The 15,122-nt window shown below is 59.4% G+C and carries 17 protein-coding genes; 9 read left to right on the plus strand and 8 right to left on the minus strand.

What is annotated here, in order from left to right; translation table 11 throughout:
• The first annotated feature begins 104 nt into the window (after positions 1–104).
• Positions 105–302: a CsbD family protein gene (locus ACSQ26_RS17870; RefSeq protein WP_436011152.1), complete on the plus strand. Its 198-nt coding sequence runs from the start codon at positions 105–107 to the stop codon at positions 300–302.
• A 122-nt stretch (positions 303–424) separates the two neighbouring features.
• Here the strand turns inward: ACSQ26_RS17870 and ACSQ26_RS17875 are convergent, their stop codons facing one another.
• Positions 425–589, minus strand: a complete 165-nt coding sequence (locus tag ACSQ26_RS17875) for a DUF1328 domain-containing protein (protein ID WP_436011154.1) — start codon at positions 587–589, stop codon at positions 425–427.
• Between the two features lie 172 nt (positions 590–761).
• Between ACSQ26_RS17875 and ACSQ26_RS17880 the strand changes: the two genes are divergently transcribed.
• Positions 762–959 carry a NepR family anti-sigma factor gene (locus ACSQ26_RS17880; protein WP_436015332.1) on the plus strand — a complete coding sequence of 66 codons (198 nt, stop codon included), beginning with the start codon at positions 762–764 and terminating at the stop codon, positions 957–959.
• Positions 956–1,531 carry an RNA polymerase sigma factor gene (locus tag ACSQ26_RS17885; protein WP_436011156.1) on the plus strand — a complete coding sequence of 192 codons (576 nt, stop codon included), beginning with the start codon at positions 956–958 and terminating at the stop codon, positions 1,529–1,531. Before ACSQ26_RS17880 ends, ACSQ26_RS17885 begins: the two co-directional genes overlap by 4 nt.
• Before the next feature lie 65 nt (positions 1,532–1,596).
• On the opposite strand, the gene ACSQ26_RS17890 is transcribed toward ACSQ26_RS17885, so the two are convergent.
• From ACSQ26_RS17890 to ACSQ26_RS17900, 3 genes are read right to left on the minus strand one after another with little or no spacing between them, the layout of a single operon-like run.
• Positions 1,597–2,637, minus strand: coding sequence for a histidine kinase dimerization/phosphoacceptor domain -containing protein (locus ACSQ26_RS17890; protein ID WP_436011158.1), 1,041 nt, complete (start codon positions 2,635–2,637; stop codon positions 1,597–1,599).
• Positions 2,634–3,071, minus strand: coding sequence for a response regulator (locus ACSQ26_RS17895; protein WP_436011160.1), 438 nt, complete (start codon positions 3,069–3,071; stop codon positions 2,634–2,636). Before ACSQ26_RS17895 ends, ACSQ26_RS17890 begins: the two co-directional genes overlap by 4 nt.
• Positions 3,068–4,573, minus strand: coding sequence for a sensor histidine kinase (locus tag ACSQ26_RS17900; RefSeq protein WP_436011162.1), 1,506 nt, complete (start codon positions 4,571–4,573; stop codon positions 3,068–3,070). Before ACSQ26_RS17900 ends, ACSQ26_RS17895 begins: the two co-directional genes overlap by 4 nt.
• Before the next feature lie 432 nt (positions 4,574–5,005).
• Here ACSQ26_RS17900 and ACSQ26_RS17905 point away from each other — a divergent pair, with 432 nt between their 5' ends.
• The 6 genes from ACSQ26_RS17905 to ACSQ26_RS17930 all read left to right on the plus strand — a co-directional run bounded on the left by ACSQ26_RS17905 (position 5,006) and on the right by ACSQ26_RS17930 (position 10,771).
• Positions 5,006–6,361, plus strand: coding sequence for an FAD/NAD(P)-binding protein (locus ACSQ26_RS17905; protein ID WP_436011164.1), 1,356 nt, complete (start codon positions 5,006–5,008; stop codon positions 6,359–6,361).
• Positions 6,362–6,535: 174 nt separating this feature from the next.
• Entirely contained in the window at positions 6,536–6,724 is a 189-nt protein-coding gene (locus tag ACSQ26_RS17910; RefSeq protein ID WP_258160637.1) for a hypothetical protein, read from the plus strand.
• 118 nt (positions 6,725–6,842) lie between these two features.
• Positions 6,843–7,304: an RrF2 family transcriptional regulator gene (locus ACSQ26_RS17915; RefSeq protein WP_258160636.1), complete on the plus strand. Its 462-nt coding sequence runs from the start codon at positions 6,843–6,845 to the stop codon at positions 7,302–7,304.
• Between the two features lie 154 nt (positions 7,305–7,458).
• Positions 7,459–7,641 carry a hypothetical protein gene (locus tag ACSQ26_RS17920; RefSeq protein WP_436011167.1) on the plus strand — a complete coding sequence of 61 codons (183 nt, stop codon included), beginning with the start codon at positions 7,459–7,461 and terminating at the stop codon, positions 7,639–7,641.
• 304 nt (positions 7,642–7,945) lie between these two features.
• On the plus strand, positions 7,946–8,092 hold the full coding sequence (locus ACSQ26_RS17925; RefSeq protein ID WP_436011168.1) for a hypothetical protein: 147 nt from the start codon (positions 7,946–7,948) through the stop codon (positions 8,090–8,092).
• A 141-nt stretch (positions 8,093–8,233) separates the two neighbouring features.
• Positions 8,234–10,771, plus strand: a complete 2,538-nt coding sequence (locus tag ACSQ26_RS17930) for a sensor domain-containing protein (RefSeq protein ID WP_436011170.1) — start codon at positions 8,234–8,236, stop codon at positions 10,769–10,771.
• 30 nt (positions 10,772–10,801) lie between these two features.
• Here ACSQ26_RS17930 and ACSQ26_RS17935 read toward each other — a convergent pair whose 3' ends face one another.
• The 4 genes from ACSQ26_RS17935 to ACSQ26_RS17950 all read right to left on the minus strand — a co-directional run bounded on the left by ACSQ26_RS17935 (position 10,802) and on the right by ACSQ26_RS17950 (position 15,098).
• Complete coding sequence (locus ACSQ26_RS17935; RefSeq protein WP_436011172.1) at positions 10,802–12,229, minus strand: aldehyde dehydrogenase family protein; 1,428 nt, start codon at positions 12,227–12,229, stop codon at positions 10,802–10,804.
• A 35-nt stretch (positions 12,230–12,264) separates the two neighbouring features.
• Complete coding sequence (locus ACSQ26_RS17940; protein ID WP_436011174.1) at positions 12,265–13,347, minus strand: ABC transporter ATP-binding protein; 1,083 nt, start codon at positions 13,345–13,347, stop codon at positions 12,265–12,267.
• Complete coding sequence (locus ACSQ26_RS17945) at positions 13,340–13,960, minus strand: helix-turn-helix domain-containing protein (RefSeq protein ID WP_436011179.1); 621 nt, start codon at positions 13,958–13,960, stop codon at positions 13,340–13,342. The genes ACSQ26_RS17940 and ACSQ26_RS17945 overlap by 8 nt, the downstream gene beginning before the upstream one ends.
• Positions 13,961–14,030: 70 nt before the next feature.
• Complete coding sequence (locus ACSQ26_RS17950) at positions 14,031–15,098, minus strand: ABC transporter substrate-binding protein (RefSeq protein ID WP_436011181.1); 1,068 nt, start codon at positions 15,096–15,098, stop codon at positions 14,031–14,033.
• Positions 15,099–15,122: the final 24 nt, after the last annotated feature.

Below are 15,122 nucleotides of genomic sequence, written 5' to 3' on the forward strand. Positions count from 1 at the left end.
GACGTCTTATGGTCCCGATTTTGGGAACTCTTTGCATATGGCGCCGTTGTCAGGCCGAGCGAAAATTGCGCTCTTTGTTTCAACCTCATGAAAGGAAACACGAGATGAATTGGAACCAGGTCGAAGGCAATTGGGAGCAGTTCAAGGGTTCGGTCCAGAAGAACTGGGGCAAGCTCACCGGCGACGACCTCGACGTCATCCGGGGCAATCGCAAGCAACTCGCCGGCAAGCTCCAGGAGCGCTACGGCACCGCGCAGGAAGACGCCGAGCGCGACATCGATACCTGGCTGAGCCGCCACTGATCAGTTTCTTGATATTGCGACGCGGGGCCGCTCGGCCCCGCTTTCATCGTTTCGTGCTGAAATCGCGCATGGAAAACCCGCCGGCATGCGGCGGGTTTGATCTCTCGAGTAGAGTCTTGATCTTAGGTGCGCCGGCTGGCCCGCATCAACAGCGAAACGACCATCAAGGCGAGGAAGACGAAGAACAGAATTTGTGCGATGCTCGCCGAGGCACCCGCAATTCCAGTGAAACCCAGAACGCCTGCGATGATCGCAACAACAAGAAATAGAAGCGCGTAGTAGAGCATCGGTTTTCTCCTGCTGTTTGACTGCGTATACAATTGATTGGAGCGGCATTTTGTTCCGGCGGAGACTCGACGCGAAGCTCAGGAATTATTTTCAAGGCCATGGAACATATGCCACCATAGGTACGTTCTTGGCGTCAGCGGCAAAAACGTTGCAACGTGAGTAGAAAACTTGATCAAAGACAACCATATCAGGGGCAAACGCTCCGCGGATATAGCCGGCGCTTATGCCGAAATCCCGAAGCGCTTGAGAGAATATTACGATTCGCTCCAGGAAGAGGCCATACCCGACCGCTTCCTGGATCTTCTCGAAAAGCTTGACCTGGCCGAGCGGGCGGCCAAAAGAAATGATGCTGTCGAGGAGTTCAAATGACGGATGTCTCGCCCGACGCAATCGAGCGTGATTTCAAGAGGTCCATGCTCGCATGCCTGCCCAGCCTCCGCGCATTCGCGGTCTCGCTCTCCAAGCGCCACGACTATGCCGACGATCTCGTGCAGGACACAATCATGAAGGCCTGGGCCAAGAAGGAATCCTTCGAACACGGCACCAATATGAAGGCGTGGCTCTTCACGATCCTGCGCAATGAATTTTACAGCCAGGCGCGGAAGAGCGGTCGCGAGATCCAGGACTCGGACGGCTATTTCACCGAGCAGTTGTCGAACAATCCGAGCCAGCACGGCATCCTCGATCTCAACGATTTCAAGGCGGCGCTCGAGAAACTGCCCGATGACCAGCGCGAAGCGATCATCCTGGTCGGCGCGTCCGGCTTTGCCTACGAGGAAGCGGCCGTCATCTGCGGCTGTGCGGTCGGTACGATCAAGAGCCGCGTCAACCGTGCGCGTACAAGGCTTGCCGAGATGCTGAAGATATCAGGCGATGCCGATTTTGGCCCCGATTCACATTCTCTGGCCGTCACCAGCAAGACCTTTGCCCGCAACAGCTGAGGCCAATGGAAACGAGAACACGGACGCCGCGCTTCAGCGCGGCGTTTCCGTCTTGGTATTCACGATCAATTGAGTGAAATCTGCACTTCGGCGCGGGTGCCGCGTTCGCGCTGTATATAGTTGATTCCTGTGCCGACCGTCTTGGCCATGGAGGCGACGATGCGCGATCCGAGGCCGGTTCCCGAAGACGTGTCTGCCTCGGTAAAGCCGATGCCGTCATCCTCCACCGCGAGGGTCGCCGTGTCGTTGTCGTGCTTTTCCAGGGTTACGCGTATCTCGCCGTCCGATTCCTGCGGATAGGCATATTTGATTGCATTGGTCAGCAACTCGGTCACGATCATGCCGACCGAGACGGCGCGGTCCGAGGACAGATCGACACGGTCGAGGCGGCTGACGATGCGCGACTTGCGCCTGCCCTTTTCCAGCGAATCCGCCAGTTCCGAGACCAGCGTCGAGAGATAACGGTTCATTTCGACGATGCGGACATCGTCCGACGTATAGAGGCTGCGATGCATGCCGGCGATCGCCGATATCCGCGCCTGGGTTTCGGACAGTGCCGCCTTCACCGCCGTATCGGCGCTGGAAGACGCCTGCATCCGGATCAGCGCCGCGACGAGCGCCAGGCTATTGGCTACACGGTGATTGACTTCGGCAAGCAGGATCTCGGCACGCTCCTTGGCCTCGATGATCTCCTGCTCGGCCTGTCTCTTTGCCGCGCGCAATTCGGCATTGTCGAGCGCCTGCTTGACCGCACTGATCAGCAGCGCCCAGAAATCCTCGCCGACGGTCTTGATCACGTAATCCTCGGCGCCGGCTTTCAGTGCCTCGATCGCCACCGTCGCCTCGCTGGAGCCGGTCACATAGACGACGGGCACTTCGATGGCGCGCTCGCGCATTGCCTGCAGGAAGGCGAGCCCGGTCGTGCCCTGAAGATAATGGTCGAGAATGATGACGGAGATGCCGCCTTCGCCGAGCTTGGCCAGGCCGGTGTCATGATCGGGCGCATGCAGCACTTCGCAGCCCATGCGCGAAAAAGTCTTGTTCGCGAGGCGGACAAGACCGTCGTCATCGTCGACATAAAGAATCTTTGTGATTGTGGCGTTCAAGGTATCTGCATCACCGAGAAGAAGAGGCCCAATTGGCGGATTGCATTGGCGAAGCCCTCATAATCGACAGGCTTGGTGATATAGACATTGGCGCCAAGATCATAGCAACGCTGAATCTCGCGCTCGTCATCGGTCGTCGTCAGGATAACGACCGGCAACCGCTTGGTATGTATATTGGATTTCACCTTTTCGAGAATATCGATTCCCGACATATCGGGCAGGTTGAGATCAAGCAAGATGAGGAGATAGCGGTTCTTGCTTTCCTCGCCCGAAAGATCGGAGCCGAGAATATATTTCAGCGCACTCGCGCCGTCCGTGAATGGAATGATCTCATTGTGGACACCGGCACGACGGACGTTCTTTTCGATGAGGCGCGCATGACCCTCATCGTCCTCGATCATCACAATCGTTACTTCGCGGCCTGCAGCCTTCATTGACCGGTACTCCTGACAAACTGACTCAAATCATGGGGTAGGCGTATCATGAAGGTCGTGCCTTTTCCAAGTTCGGATTTGACCTTGATATCGCCTCCCATGTTGCGAACGAGGGAGCGGACATGAGCCAGACCGATCCCCTCACCCGACTTGTCCTGGGTGCCCGACCGGCGGAAAAGCTCGAAGACGCGCTCATGGTCCTCGGGTGCGATTCCGCGTCCGTTGTCGCTGATGTCGATGCCGATCTTGAAGCGGTTGATCGGGAATGCCTTGACCGACAGTTCCAGCGGCCGAGTAGGTTCGCGATATTTCACCGCGTTGTCGAACAGATTGCCGATGACCTGCTCGATCGAGAACCGGTCAGACACGAGATCCTTGACGTTGACCGAGACATCGAGCCTGCCGTCCGCCTCGTCGATCTGGTGCTGGACGGCCTCGCCGCTGGTCCGCACGACGGCTCCGAGATCGACCGGCTCCGGCTGAAGCGGACGCCTTCCATCGCGGGAAATCTTGAGGATGGCGTTGATCAGGCCATCCATCTTGCGCGTCGAGGAGCGGATGAAGCCAATCGCCTCGGGAAGGTCTTCCTCCACCGCCAGACGCGCCTGATTGCGGACATCCTCGCTGACATTGCCCTGGTCGCTGGCTTCGGCCCTGAAATAGCTGTGGATGGCATTCAGCGCACCGTCGAGTTCCGCCGTGAAGCCCATGATATTGACCAGCGGGGCTCTAAGATCGTGGGTGACGATATAGGCATAACGCTGGATTTCCTGGTTGGCCTGCATCAGGTCCTCGGTTCGTTCATGGACGCGGCCTTCCAGGCTGGCGTTCATCTCGCCGAGTTCGGCCTGGGCATCCTGGATTTCCTTGACATAGCGGGAGATGATCAGAACGACACCGACGAGAAGCGAAGCGATGGCGATCGCGCCGCAGATCGTGACCACGCGCAGGATACCGGCCATGCGGACCTGGGAAGCGACCTGATCGGCTATGCGTGCGTCACCAGCATCGATGACACCCTGCAGCACCGATTCGATCTCCGACATCTGGGTCCGGCCGAGGCCGCCCCTGACGACATCCATCGCCTCGTCGCGTCTGCCCGCCTCGGCAAGGTCGAGCGTCTGCCGTAGTTCGGCAACCTTGCTCGTCACCAGCTTTTGAAGCTGGGCCAGATCGACCTTGATGAAAGGGTTGTTGCTAATCGCGTCTTCGAAGGTCAGTTCCTTGCTGATCATATCGGCCGAAGCCTGCCGAAAGGCCTCGACAAATGCAGTATCAGTTGTCAGCAAATAGCCGCGCTGGCTGGTTTCGGCTTTCTGGACGGTCAGCAGCAGGTCCGCGGCCGTGCTGCGCACCCTGCGCGACGTGGTCGCACCCTCGGCGTAGCGCTGCGTCTGATAGACGAGATAGAGGGTAGAACCGATGATCGCGAGAAGAAGCAGCGCACCCGCGATAAGCGCCATGACGGTCGATCTGATGAAGCTTGTTTTCGACGTGGTCATTTACAGCGTCTAGCCCCTCATGCCGCCTTGCGCGGCGATGCATGCGAAACGCGCGCCAATTCGAGGCGTCAGCGACCACAAGGGCGTGTCTGTGTGAAGATCGCGCTTCTTTGTGACTAGCATCGACTGAAAGTGATCCCGGTGGGCGGATTGGCCGGATGGCCTCATGCGCTTCAAAACGCGTGACTGTTCAATCGGTTCCCGGGAAAAACGCGCGGCGCTCGACAAAAATGCAACCAATATTAGTACATAATTTTTATAGACAATAAGAATTTTTTGTGAGACTGCTGGGAACATACGCGGGCCGGGCCAATTCCCCTGGGGGGAAGATTCATGGCACAGCCTCGGAAACATTATGTCTATACATAGAGCAAGAATTGAAGCATGAATAGCCAGGACTTCCGCGCTGGGCGCGGCTCTCGGAGGGATGCAATGAACTCGGACGTCGCGGTGTTGGGCGCGGGTTTCTCCGCCACGGCCATGGTCATCAACCTGCTTGAGCACCTGCCGCCGGCCAAAACGATCTCGCTCGTCGGCGCACGCTCCAAGTACGGGCTCGGCGTTGCCTACTCCACCAAGGACGAGAACCATCGCCTCAACGTGCCGGCCGGACGGATGAGCCTCTATGCCGACCGGCCCGACCATCTCGTCGAATGGCTGACTGCCAGCGGCCATGGATTCGGCAAGGAAGATTTCGTGCCGCGCCAGCTTTTTGGCCGTTACGTGCAGCAAACCCTCGCCACCAGCCTGCAGCAGAAGGACAACTGGGCGCGCGTGACATTCGCAGACGCCGAGGCGATCAATTGCGAGCGGCTGGCGGATGACTGTCAGGTGTTCAGCCTGTCGAACGGTGAGCAGGTCCAGGCCGCGCATACGGTCTTCTGTCTGGGCGGCACGCCTTCGGGCCTGCCGATTGCCCAGAGTGCTATCGATCCATCGGCCCGGCCGCATATCACCATCAATGCCTGGGCGGACAACTGGCTCGAGGAGATCGATGCCGATGCGACGATCTTTCTGCTCGGTTCCGGGCTTACTACGGTCGATCAGGTCGTCTCGCTGAAGAAGCAGGGACACCGGGGCAAGATCCACATCCTTTCCCGTCATGGCCTGCTGCCACAGGTGCATGTCGTGCCGCGCAGCGATCCGGCCGAGCCCGCCTTCGAACCCGGCACCCGGACACTGTCCGAAATGCTCCAGCTGCTGCGCCGCCAGGCGCGCAGCGTGCATGACTGGCGCATGGTCATCGATGCGCTCCGGCCGATGACGCAGTCGGTATGGCAGGAGCTCGACGCCACGGAACGCGCGCGCTTCTTCCGTCACGCAAATGCCTGGTGGAGCGTCCATCGCCACCGCATGGCGCCGGAGATCGCCGATGTCGTGCACACGATGCAGCGCGAGGGCCAGGTATCGATCCATTCGGGCTGGCTGCAGGAAATCCACAAGAGCGACAACCATGTGGTCGCCACCTATCTGGACCGGCACTCCCACGCGACGCGGGACATTCATTTCGACCGCATCGTCAATTGTACCGGAATGGAGAAGTGTTCGATTTCCAAGGTACCTCTGCTCAAGAAGATGGCCGCCAACGGCCTGATCGCCGCCGATGCTCAAGGACTGGGACTTGCCGTGAGCGCCAAGTCCGAACTCCTGTCTCCGGAAGGCACGCCCCGCTCGAATGTCTATGCGATGGGTCCGATGACCGTCGGGCAGTTCTTCGAAATCTTCGCAGTGCCCGATATTCGTGTGCAGGCGAAGAAGATTGCCGGCAAGATCGCCCTGGCCGCGTGAAACGTCGTTCTCTTCTTCCTCCAACGGCGAAAAATGGTTCCGGTACTTGCCTAAAATTTCGCTAATGTTCGAAAAAATTTCCAATTCATGCATCTTTATAATTGACAATTTTTATAGACTATATCATCTTATGCCCGTCAAGCATCGTGAACTCGATTCCAAGGCGGCTTAGTCATGCAGAAACAGGTTGTCGAATATGCCGGCGTTCCGGTCGGTATCCTTGTCCCCTTTGCCGATTCGCTTAAATTCATGGCAGTGAAATTCAGCGTCATGGGCCTCGACGGGCGCTCTTTCCGCTCCATGCATGACGCGCAGAGCGCAATCGGTGCCCATTTCCGCCGATCGCCTTCACTTTTTTCGTGAAAGCGCTGAATTTCGTCACGTCTTTACCCATATTATCAATCAATTCGAGTGACTCTCTTCTTTAGCGGCCCGAACCGGGGTAAGAGAGTTGTGAAGTCGGGCGGAATCTGGGTAAATTATGCTTACGAACAAAGGAAAGTACGGCCTCAAGGCGTTGATCGCCTTGGCCAGCCTCGCACCGGGCGAGACCGCATTCAGCAACGAAATCGCGACCGCCCACAATATCCCGAAGAAGTTCCTCGACACTATTCTGCTCGAACTGCGCAATGCAGGTATCGTGCGCTCGAAGAAGGGTCCGATGGGCGGCTATTCGCTGTCGCGCCCTGCCTCCGAGATCCGCATCGGCCATGCCATCCGCGTCATCGACGGTCCCCTGGCGCCCATTCGCTGCGCCAGCCGCACGGCGCTCGAGCTTTGTGACGACTGCCGCGATCCGAAGACCTGTCTTGTGCGCAAGTCGATGACCGAGGTCCGCGACGCGGTCGCCGAAATCCTCGACAACATGACGCTGGAGCGCCTGGTTTCTGGCCAATATGCCGCCTCATCCGCCGGTCTCATCCTTGAGGAAGCGGCGTCTTAAAGCTAATATCGCATTATATTTCAATGTCTTGAATGCGCCGTCAAAATCTTGCCGGCGCATTTTTCATTTTTCCTGATAATCCATATTGATTTTATAGACTTTAGGTGCATTAATGGAGTTGTTAACGATTCCGGTTTTCCTGGAGGGACTTCAGATGTTGATGATGAACGGATTCGCCATGGGCTTCTTCTTTCCCAAGCAGGCGCAGATGCCCACCGTGCCACTGACGGAAAAAACTGAGAAGATCGAATACAAGATCACGGTCGTGGAACCCGCCAAGGAGCGCGAGGCAGAGGAACCCGCGATTTTCGCACTTCACGCCCACCGCTTCTTCTGACCCTTTCGAATTCCAGTTCGCGACGAGATAGTCGTCGCTCCCGGCCCACTCTGACTTCCGCCCCGTTGGCGCCCGGACCCCCAGTGGTCCGGATTTTTTTATGCACATGGATGATTTGGAAAAGCTTTTCCGCATTCCATCAAAATTTGAAAATCCTAATCTCTACAGACTTGATAGAGTAAGTAATATGCACTATCAGATGATGCCGGACGGACGGGAATCCGAACCCGTGGCCTCCGCGTCTGGAACTCAGGCGCTTTGGTTACGTTGGAACGAGCGCCGACCGCAGATAGAAGGAAGACAGATGAAGATTCATTCCGCGACATCAGCCGCCACCGGCAATCGCAATCAGGTTCTCTTCGTTCTGCCCCGCAAGGAAAATGTCCTGCTTGCCGCAGGCGTCGCGCTTGCGTTCATCTTCGTCACCGCCTGCATCTTCACGCTCGGCTGAGCGTAGTATCGCTCATTTTCATATGAGCTTGACGATCGTCAACTCCCTCGAAATTCCGTGAAATCCCGGCAAATTCCGTCGGGTTAAGAGCTATTTAAGCGATTCATATCACATTTGCGCAAACGGGTTGTGAGTGTGAGTTTGAAGCCGCATCAAGAGAAGATTTCGCCTGCCGGCATTCCGGGCGGACGCGCGTCCCTGGCGGAGCTGATCGATAGCGCCCCTGGCGGCCTTGCATTGATCGCCGCCGACTGCGACATCCTCTATTGTAACCAGGCCTGCGCCGCCTTTCTTCGGGGTTCAAGCTCGCTCGCCGAGCTGGTTCATCCGGATGACCGCCACACGCTCGAATTCAGTATCAACCGGCTCCGGCTTGCCCCGCAAAATGCACAGGCGATCGAGATTCGCCTGTTGCGCGCCGATGGCAGCGACGTCTGGATGCTGGCGCAACTCTCGACCGCGCGTCTCACCGTCCACGGCGATGCCGCCGAAATCCTCGTCCAGCTTACCGATATCGACCGCCAGAAGCGGACCGAAGCCGAGATGCAGAGCTGGGCACAGCGCTGGAACCATGCGCTGGTCGGCTCCATCCTCGGCGTCTGGGACCATAACTACGCGACAGGCCAATTCTACTATTCCGAGACCTGGAAAACGATGCGCGGTTTCGCGCCCGATGCCATCATCGACGCCGATATGGAGACGTGGATCGAGAGCGTCCACCCCGACGACCGTGAGATGGTTCTTGAGGAAATCCGCAAGCAAGGCGAAGGCGGCGATTTCAAACAGATTTTCGAATATCGCGAACGGCATTCCGCCGGCCATTATATCTGGATCGAGTGCCGCGGCGCCTGCATCGACTGGTTCGAGGATGGCAAGCCCGCCCGCATCGTCGGCACCGACACCGATGTCAGCGCCCGCAAGGCGACCGAAGAGGCGCTGCGGCAGCTTTCGCGCAAGCTGGACCTCGCGCTCGAGGTCTCGCGGATCGGCGTCTTCGAGGTCGATGTTGAAAAAGGCACCAGCCTCTGGGACGAGCGCCTGCAGGAAATATATGGCACAAAGGGTCAGCCACTGCTGCAAAACGCCGACGACTGGCAGGAGATGATTCATCCCGATGACCGGGAGCGGGCCATTGCCAAGGTCGAGGCGAATGCCGGCAAGGGCGGCACGGCCTTCGAGAATGCGTTCAGAATCATACGCGGCGACGGAAGCATCCGCCACATCCGGGCGCGTGTCGCACCATTCAACCTCGACAGCGGCGATACGCGTATCATTGGCGCCAACTGGGATGCCACCCAGGACGTGACGATTCAGCAGGAACTCGCCGAAGCCAATCGCCTGGCCGAGGCACGCTATCGCGAACTGGAGACGACCAAGGCAGCGATCGAACATAACGCGCTGCACGATTTCCTGACCGCATTGCCCAACCGCCGCTATCTCGACGAGGTGCTGAGCCAACGCGCCGCCGACAGCCTCGCCAACGGTTCGGGCATCGCCATAATCCATCTCGATCTCGATCGCTTCAAGCAGATCAACGATACGCTCGGCCATCTCGCCGGCGACCACATGCTGATCCACACGGCAAAAGTTCTCAATGAGAACATGGGGCCGGGTGATTTCGTGGCGCGTATCGGCGGCGACGAATTCGTGATCCTGTCGCGCTATGACGGCTCCGAGGACAAGCTCGGTAAGCTCGCGAGCCGCATCATCAAGCGGCTCTGCGACCCCGTCAGTTTCGAGAACCATGTCTGCCGCATCGGCGCTTCGATTGGTATCGCTTACGCGGGCGGCCGCGCGATCGACGCCAAGCAATTGCTGTTGAACGCCGACATCGCCCTCTATCGCGCGAAGACCCAAGGCCGCAACCGCTTCGAATTCTTCTCGGTCGCCATCCAGAACGACGTGATCAATACCAAGCGCGTGTCGGACGACATCCTCTCCGGCCTCGAGCGCGGCGAGTTCGTGCCGTACTACCAGCTCCAGTTCCATGCGCAGAGCCTCGACATTTCAGGCGCCGAGACGCTGGCACGCTGGAACCATCCGACCAACGGCCTGCTCACGCCGGACAGCTTCCTGCAGGTGGCCGAGGACCTCGACGTCGTATCGGCCATCGATGGCATCATCCTCGAAAGCGCGCTCAAGGATTACGCCGCCTGGCAGACGCTAGGCATTTCGATCCCGAAGATTTCGGTCAACGTGTCGTCCCGTCGCCTGAATGACCCGGCGCTCAGCCGCAAGCTCAAGAGCCTGAAGATCGTACCGGGCACCGTTTCGTTCGAGTTGCTGGAATCAATCTTCCTCGACGATTGCGATGAAGCGGTGAATGATAATCTTCAAGCCATCCGCAAGCTCGGGATCGGCATCGAAATCGATGATTTCGGCACCGGCCACGCCTCGATTGTCAGCCTCTTGAAGATCGGCCCCGGCACATTGAAGATCGACCGCGCGCTGATCAAGCCGATTGCAGAGACCACGGAACAGCGCAAGCTGGTCGGCTCGATCATCGAGATCGGCAAGTCGCTCGGCATCAAGGTCGTGGCGGAAGGCGTGGAGACGCGCGAACATATCCGCATCCTGCAGGATCTCGGCTGCGACCTGCTGCAGGGTTATGCCCTGGCCCGACCGCTGGACTTCGAAGCCGTCACAAAATTGGCCCGCCAGCAGAGCTGGCGGACCTGATTTTTCACTTCCCGATAGTATGATCCGCGATCAATCGCCGTAGCCGACGATGCTCTTGATCTCCAGGAAGTCGTGGATGCCGAAATCGGCATATTCGCGCCCGTTGCCCGACTGCTTGTAGCCGCCGAAGGACGAGAACGTATCCCAATCAGGATAGTTCAGGTTGACCGTGCCGGCGCGCATCTTCGCGGCGACCTTGCGTGCGTGGTCCTTGTTTTCCGATTGGATGTAGGCGGCGAGGCCGTAGACCGTGTCGTTGGCGATCTCGACGGCATGATCCTCGTTGTCATAGGAAATGATCGAGAGGACCGGTCCGAAGATTTCCTCGCGCGCTACAGTCATTTCAGGCGTCACGTGACCGAACACGGTCGGGCGGATGTAATAGCCGCGGTTCAGGCCGTCCGGACGGCCGACGCCGCCGGCGACGACGGTCGCACCTTCATCGATGCCGGTCTGGATCATCCGCTGGATCTTGTCGAACTGCAGTTGGCTGACAACAGGGCCGAGATCGGTTCCTTCGGCCTTCGGATCGCCGGTCTTGAAGCCTTCGGCAGCCTTCTTGGCAATGCCGAGCGCTTCGTCGTGACGGCCCTTCGGTACGAGCATGCGGGTCGGCGCGTCGCACGACTGGCCGGTATTGCCGAAGCAGCCTTCGACGCCCTTGGCGACGGCGGTGGCGAAATCGGCATCCTCGAGAATGATGTTGGCCGACTTGCCGCCGAGTTCCTGCGCCACGCGCTTGACCGTGTCGGCGGCCGTCTTGGCGACGATGATGCCGGCGCGGGTCGAACCGGTGAAGGACACCATGTCGACATCGGGATGGCCGGCCATGACCTGGCCGACATCCGGGCCGGTGCCGTTGACCATGTTGTAGACGCCCTTCGGCACGCCGGCGGCATCCATGATCTCGGACCAGACCACGCCGGAGATCGGCGCGATTTCCGAGGGCTTCAGCACCACGGTGCAGCCTGCGGCGATCGCCGGCGCCACCTTGCAGACGATCTGGTTGAGCGGCCAGTTCCACGGCGTGATCAGCGCGCAGACACCGATCGGCTCCTTGACTACCATGGTTGCGCCGCGCTTCTCGCTGAATTCATAATTCTCGAGTGCGGCGATAGTCGATTCCATATGCGCGCGGCCGGCCCAGGCCTGTGCGTCGCGGGCAAACCCGATCGGTGCACCCATTTCGTCGGACACGGCCTGCGCGATATCCTCGAAGCGTTCGTTATAGATTTCGAGGATGCGCTTGAGCAGCGCCACGCGATCGGCATGCGACACGAGCGAGAAAGTCTTGAAGGCGCGCTTGGCAGCCGCCACGGCCTTATCGACATCGGCCTTGGTGCCGACGGAAATCTGGGTATAGGCCTCTTCGGTCGCCGGATTGATCACGTCGAGCTTGGCCGGCACCACGGGATCGACCCATGCGCCATCGATGTAGAATTTCAGGTGGTTGCTCATTTCAGTCTCCCGTTCTTATGTTTGATGCTCTTCTATCAGGCCGGCAAAAGCGGGCAAGAGGCGCCGGAGCGCAAGCCGATATTTAAAATTATGCCCTGCCTGCATTCGCGACCCTCGCCTTGGCGCGGCAAATCCACGACAATTTTCGTCTCCGCGCCGACGCGCGCATGCACGCGCAGCGCCTTGCCGTGGAATACGACGCTCGAAACCTCGGCAGCAAACGAATCAGGCGTGCCATCGGGCACGACGACGAAGTCCTCGGGCCGGATGCCGACGGTGGTCGCGGCGCCAGCCTCCATCGCAGGATGATCCTCCGCCGCGATGCCGAAGCGCAGGCCATCGCTTTCGAAGCGCAGGGCGTTCCATTCACGCCCGAGAAAGCGCGCCGGCAGAAGGTTCATCGTGCCGATAAAGCCGGCGACGAATTTGGTCGCCGGCCGGTCATAGAGCTCGGCCGGCGTTGCCGCCTGCTCGATCCGGCCCTTATGCATGACGACGATGCGATCGGAGATCGACAGCGCCTCGGTCTGGTCGTGGGTGACCATGACGAAGGTCGTGCCGAGGCGGGCCTGCAGGCTTTTGAGTTCCATCTGCATCTGCTCGCGCAGGTGCGCATCGAGCGCCGACAGCGGCTCGTCGAGCAGCAGCACGCGCGGCTCGCAGACGATGGCGCGGGCGAGCGCCACACGCTGCCGCTGGCCGCCCGAGAGTTCCAGCACGCGCGCACCGATCTTGTCGGCCAACCCCACGAGGTCGAGCGCATCGGCAACCCGCTTCTTCCGTTCGCCGGCCGGCAGCTTGCGGAGCGACAGGCCGAAATCGACATTTTCGGCGACATTCATATGCGGAAACAGCGCGTAATCCTGGAACACGGTATTGACCGGCCGGTCATAGGGCCGCAAGCCTGTGATGTCCTGGCCATCGAGCCGGAGCATGCCTGAAGTTGGCGCTTCAAAACCTGCAATCACCCTGAGCGTCGTGGTCTTGCCACAGCCCGATGGGCCAAGCAGGCTGAGGAACTCGCCCTGCGCGATATCGAGATCGATCGAATCGAGCCCGATGACGCCGCCGGGAAAGGTCTTGCGGACCGCCGACAGCTCAAGCAATGCCTCAGGCATTATCACGCACCTCGGAGGGCTTGGTGGTGTTGATCCAGATGATCTCGCACGCCACGCTGCCATTGTTGCGGAAGGCATGCAGCAGCGTGCTCTTGAAGGCGAAGCTGTCGCCCTGTTTCAGATTGTAGGTGGTGCCGTCGATCACCAGTTCGACCTCGCCCACCGAGACATAGCCGAATTCGTGGCCGGCGTGGGCGTAGGCTTCCTCGGTGCCGCCATTGGGCTCGACAGTCACCAGCATGCCGGTCAAGGTCGCACCGGGCGGCGAGAGCAGAAATTTCTCGATGCCTTCGGTGTGAACGGGCAAGGTCCGCCGCATGCCCGCGCGCACACAGTAGAGATCGTTGGCGGGTTCGCCGCCCTCCCCGATGAGAGCCGAGGGCTCGACACCAAGCGCCGCAGCGAGCGGCCAGATGACCCGCACGCGGAGCGAGGAAATGCCACGTTCGATCTGGCTAAGCGCGCCGATCGAGATCCCCGCCTTGCTACCGAGATCGGCGAGCGACAGGTTGCGCTCCAGCCTGAGCGCCCTCACTCGGCGGCCGACCAGGATATCCGCATCATTCGCGTCGCGGACCGGCTTTTCGATCACCTCTTCCAATCCTTCGTCCATGCTGTCCCGAACCCCGCGTGCGAATGTGGATGGCCGGGCGGCGCCTGGCACCGCCCGACTTGAAGCGAGCTTAGCCGCCCGCCTTCACCTTTTCAAACATCTTGGCCATGTCGTCGTTCTGCTTCATCGGGCCGGTGAAGATCGTCGTCTTCAGCATGGCTTCCGGATCGGCGGGAAGCTGGATGGCATCGAGCGTTTCCTTCGGCACGGCCGCGAATGCCGTGCTGGTGGACGAGCCGTAGCCATAGGCTTCGATCAGGTATTTGCCGGAATCTGTTTCCAGCCGCGAGTTGATGAAGTCATAGGCGGCATCGACATTGGTCGAATCCTTGAGGATGACGAAGCCGCAGGTCCAGGTCAGCATGCCCTCCTTCGGCTTCATGAACTCGACCTTGACGCCTTGCTTCTTGAGCGCATTGGCCGATGCGTTCCAGGTCATCGCGGCGACCAGTTCGCCCGAGGACAGCGACTGCTCCACCGAGGTCATATCTGTCGTATAGGCAGTCACGAGCGGGCGCTGTTCGCGCAGCTTCTCGGCGACCTTTTCGATATCGCCTTCCTTCATGTCGAAGGGGTTCACGCCCACAAGCAAGGCGGCCACGATCGGCGTGTCGTGGACGGCATCGATGGTCGCCATGCGGCCGGCATATTTCTTGTCCCACAGCAGGTTCCAGCTCTGCTCCGGGTTTTCCACCAGATCGGTGCGGTAAAGGATCGAGGTATTGCCCCAGTCCCACGGCACGAACCACACCTTGCCATCACCCGCCTGGATATCCGGCAGATTGCGGAAGACCGGGAAGATGCTCTCCCAGTTCTTGATCCGCTTGGTGTCGATCGGCTGCAGCAGGCCCTCCTTGTTCCAGCGCGCCACCTTGTCGTAGCAGGGATGCGCGATATCGGGCCGGAAACCCGCCTTGACCTTGGTGAAGGCATCGTCGTCATCGCCGAACATCGAGAACTCGATGCCGTCGGGATTTTTCGCGAGGAATGTCTTGTTGAATTCCGGCAGTTCATAGCCGGACCAGGTGAAATATTTCAGCTTGCCATCCGCCAGTGCCGCGCCGGCGGAAACTGCCAGTGCGAGCGCCGCGACCGTGGCCTTCCTGAGAAGGCTCGTCCTGTTGATGTGATGCGTCATGTTCATTCTCCTCGCTGTCGGTTC

Source organism: Rhizobium sp. LjRoot254 (genome assembly GCF_964254105.1).
In the GTDB taxonomy this organism is placed as follows: domain Bacteria; phylum Pseudomonadota; class Alphaproteobacteria; order Rhizobiales; family Rhizobiaceae; genus Rhizobium_E.

What these genes read in the sequence shown, in the direction of transcription:
- ACSQ26_RS17950 (WP_436011181.1), bottom strand. Translation starts at nt 15,098, where the DNA reads ATGACGCATCACATCAACAGGACGAGCCTTCTCAGGAAGGCCACGGTC.
- ACSQ26_RS17920 (WP_436011167.1), top strand. Translation starts at nt 7,459, where the DNA reads ATGTTGATGATGAACGGATTCGCCATGGGCTTCTTCTTTCCCAAGCAG.
- ACSQ26_RS17895 (WP_436011160.1), bottom strand. Translation starts at nt 3,071, where the DNA reads ATGAAGGCTGCAGGCCGCGAAGTAACGATTGTGATGATCGAGGACGAT.
- ACSQ26_RS17885 (WP_436011156.1), top strand. Translation starts at nt 956, where the DNA reads ATGACGGATGTCTCGCCCGACGCAATCGAGCGTGATTTCAAGAGGTCC.
- ACSQ26_RS17875 (WP_436011154.1), bottom strand. Translation starts at nt 589, where the DNA reads ATGCTCTACTACGCGCTTCTATTTCTTGTTGTTGCGATCATCGCAGGC.
- ACSQ26_RS17925 (WP_436011168.1), top strand. Translation starts at nt 7,946, where the DNA reads ATGAAGATTCATTCCGCGACATCAGCCGCCACCGGCAATCGCAATCAG.
- ACSQ26_RS17945 (WP_436011179.1), bottom strand. Translation starts at nt 13,960, where the DNA reads ATGGACGAAGGATTGGAAGAGGTGATCGAAAAGCCGGTCCGCGACGCG.
- ACSQ26_RS17940 (WP_436011174.1), bottom strand. Translation starts at nt 13,347, where the DNA reads ATGCCTGAGGCATTGCTTGAGCTGTCGGCGGTCCGCAAGACCTTTCCC.
- ACSQ26_RS17905 (WP_436011164.1), top strand. Translation starts at nt 5,006, where the DNA reads ATGAACTCGGACGTCGCGGTGTTGGGCGCGGGTTTCTCCGCCACGGCC.
- ACSQ26_RS17900 (WP_436011162.1), bottom strand. Translation starts at nt 4,573, where the DNA reads ATGACCACGTCGAAAACAAGCTTCATCAGATCGACCGTCATGGCGCTT.
- ACSQ26_RS17935 (WP_436011172.1), bottom strand. Translation starts at nt 12,229, where the DNA reads ATGAGCAACCACCTGAAATTCTACATCGATGGCGCATGGGTCGATCCC.
- ACSQ26_RS17870 (WP_436011152.1), top strand. Translation starts at nt 105, where the DNA reads ATGAATTGGAACCAGGTCGAAGGCAATTGGGAGCAGTTCAAGGGTTCG.
- ACSQ26_RS17910 (WP_258160637.1), top strand. Translation starts at nt 6,536, where the DNA reads ATGCAGAAACAGGTTGTCGAATATGCCGGCGTTCCGGTCGGTATCCTT.
- ACSQ26_RS17915 (WP_258160636.1), top strand. Translation starts at nt 6,843, where the DNA reads ATGCTTACGAACAAAGGAAAGTACGGCCTCAAGGCGTTGATCGCCTTG.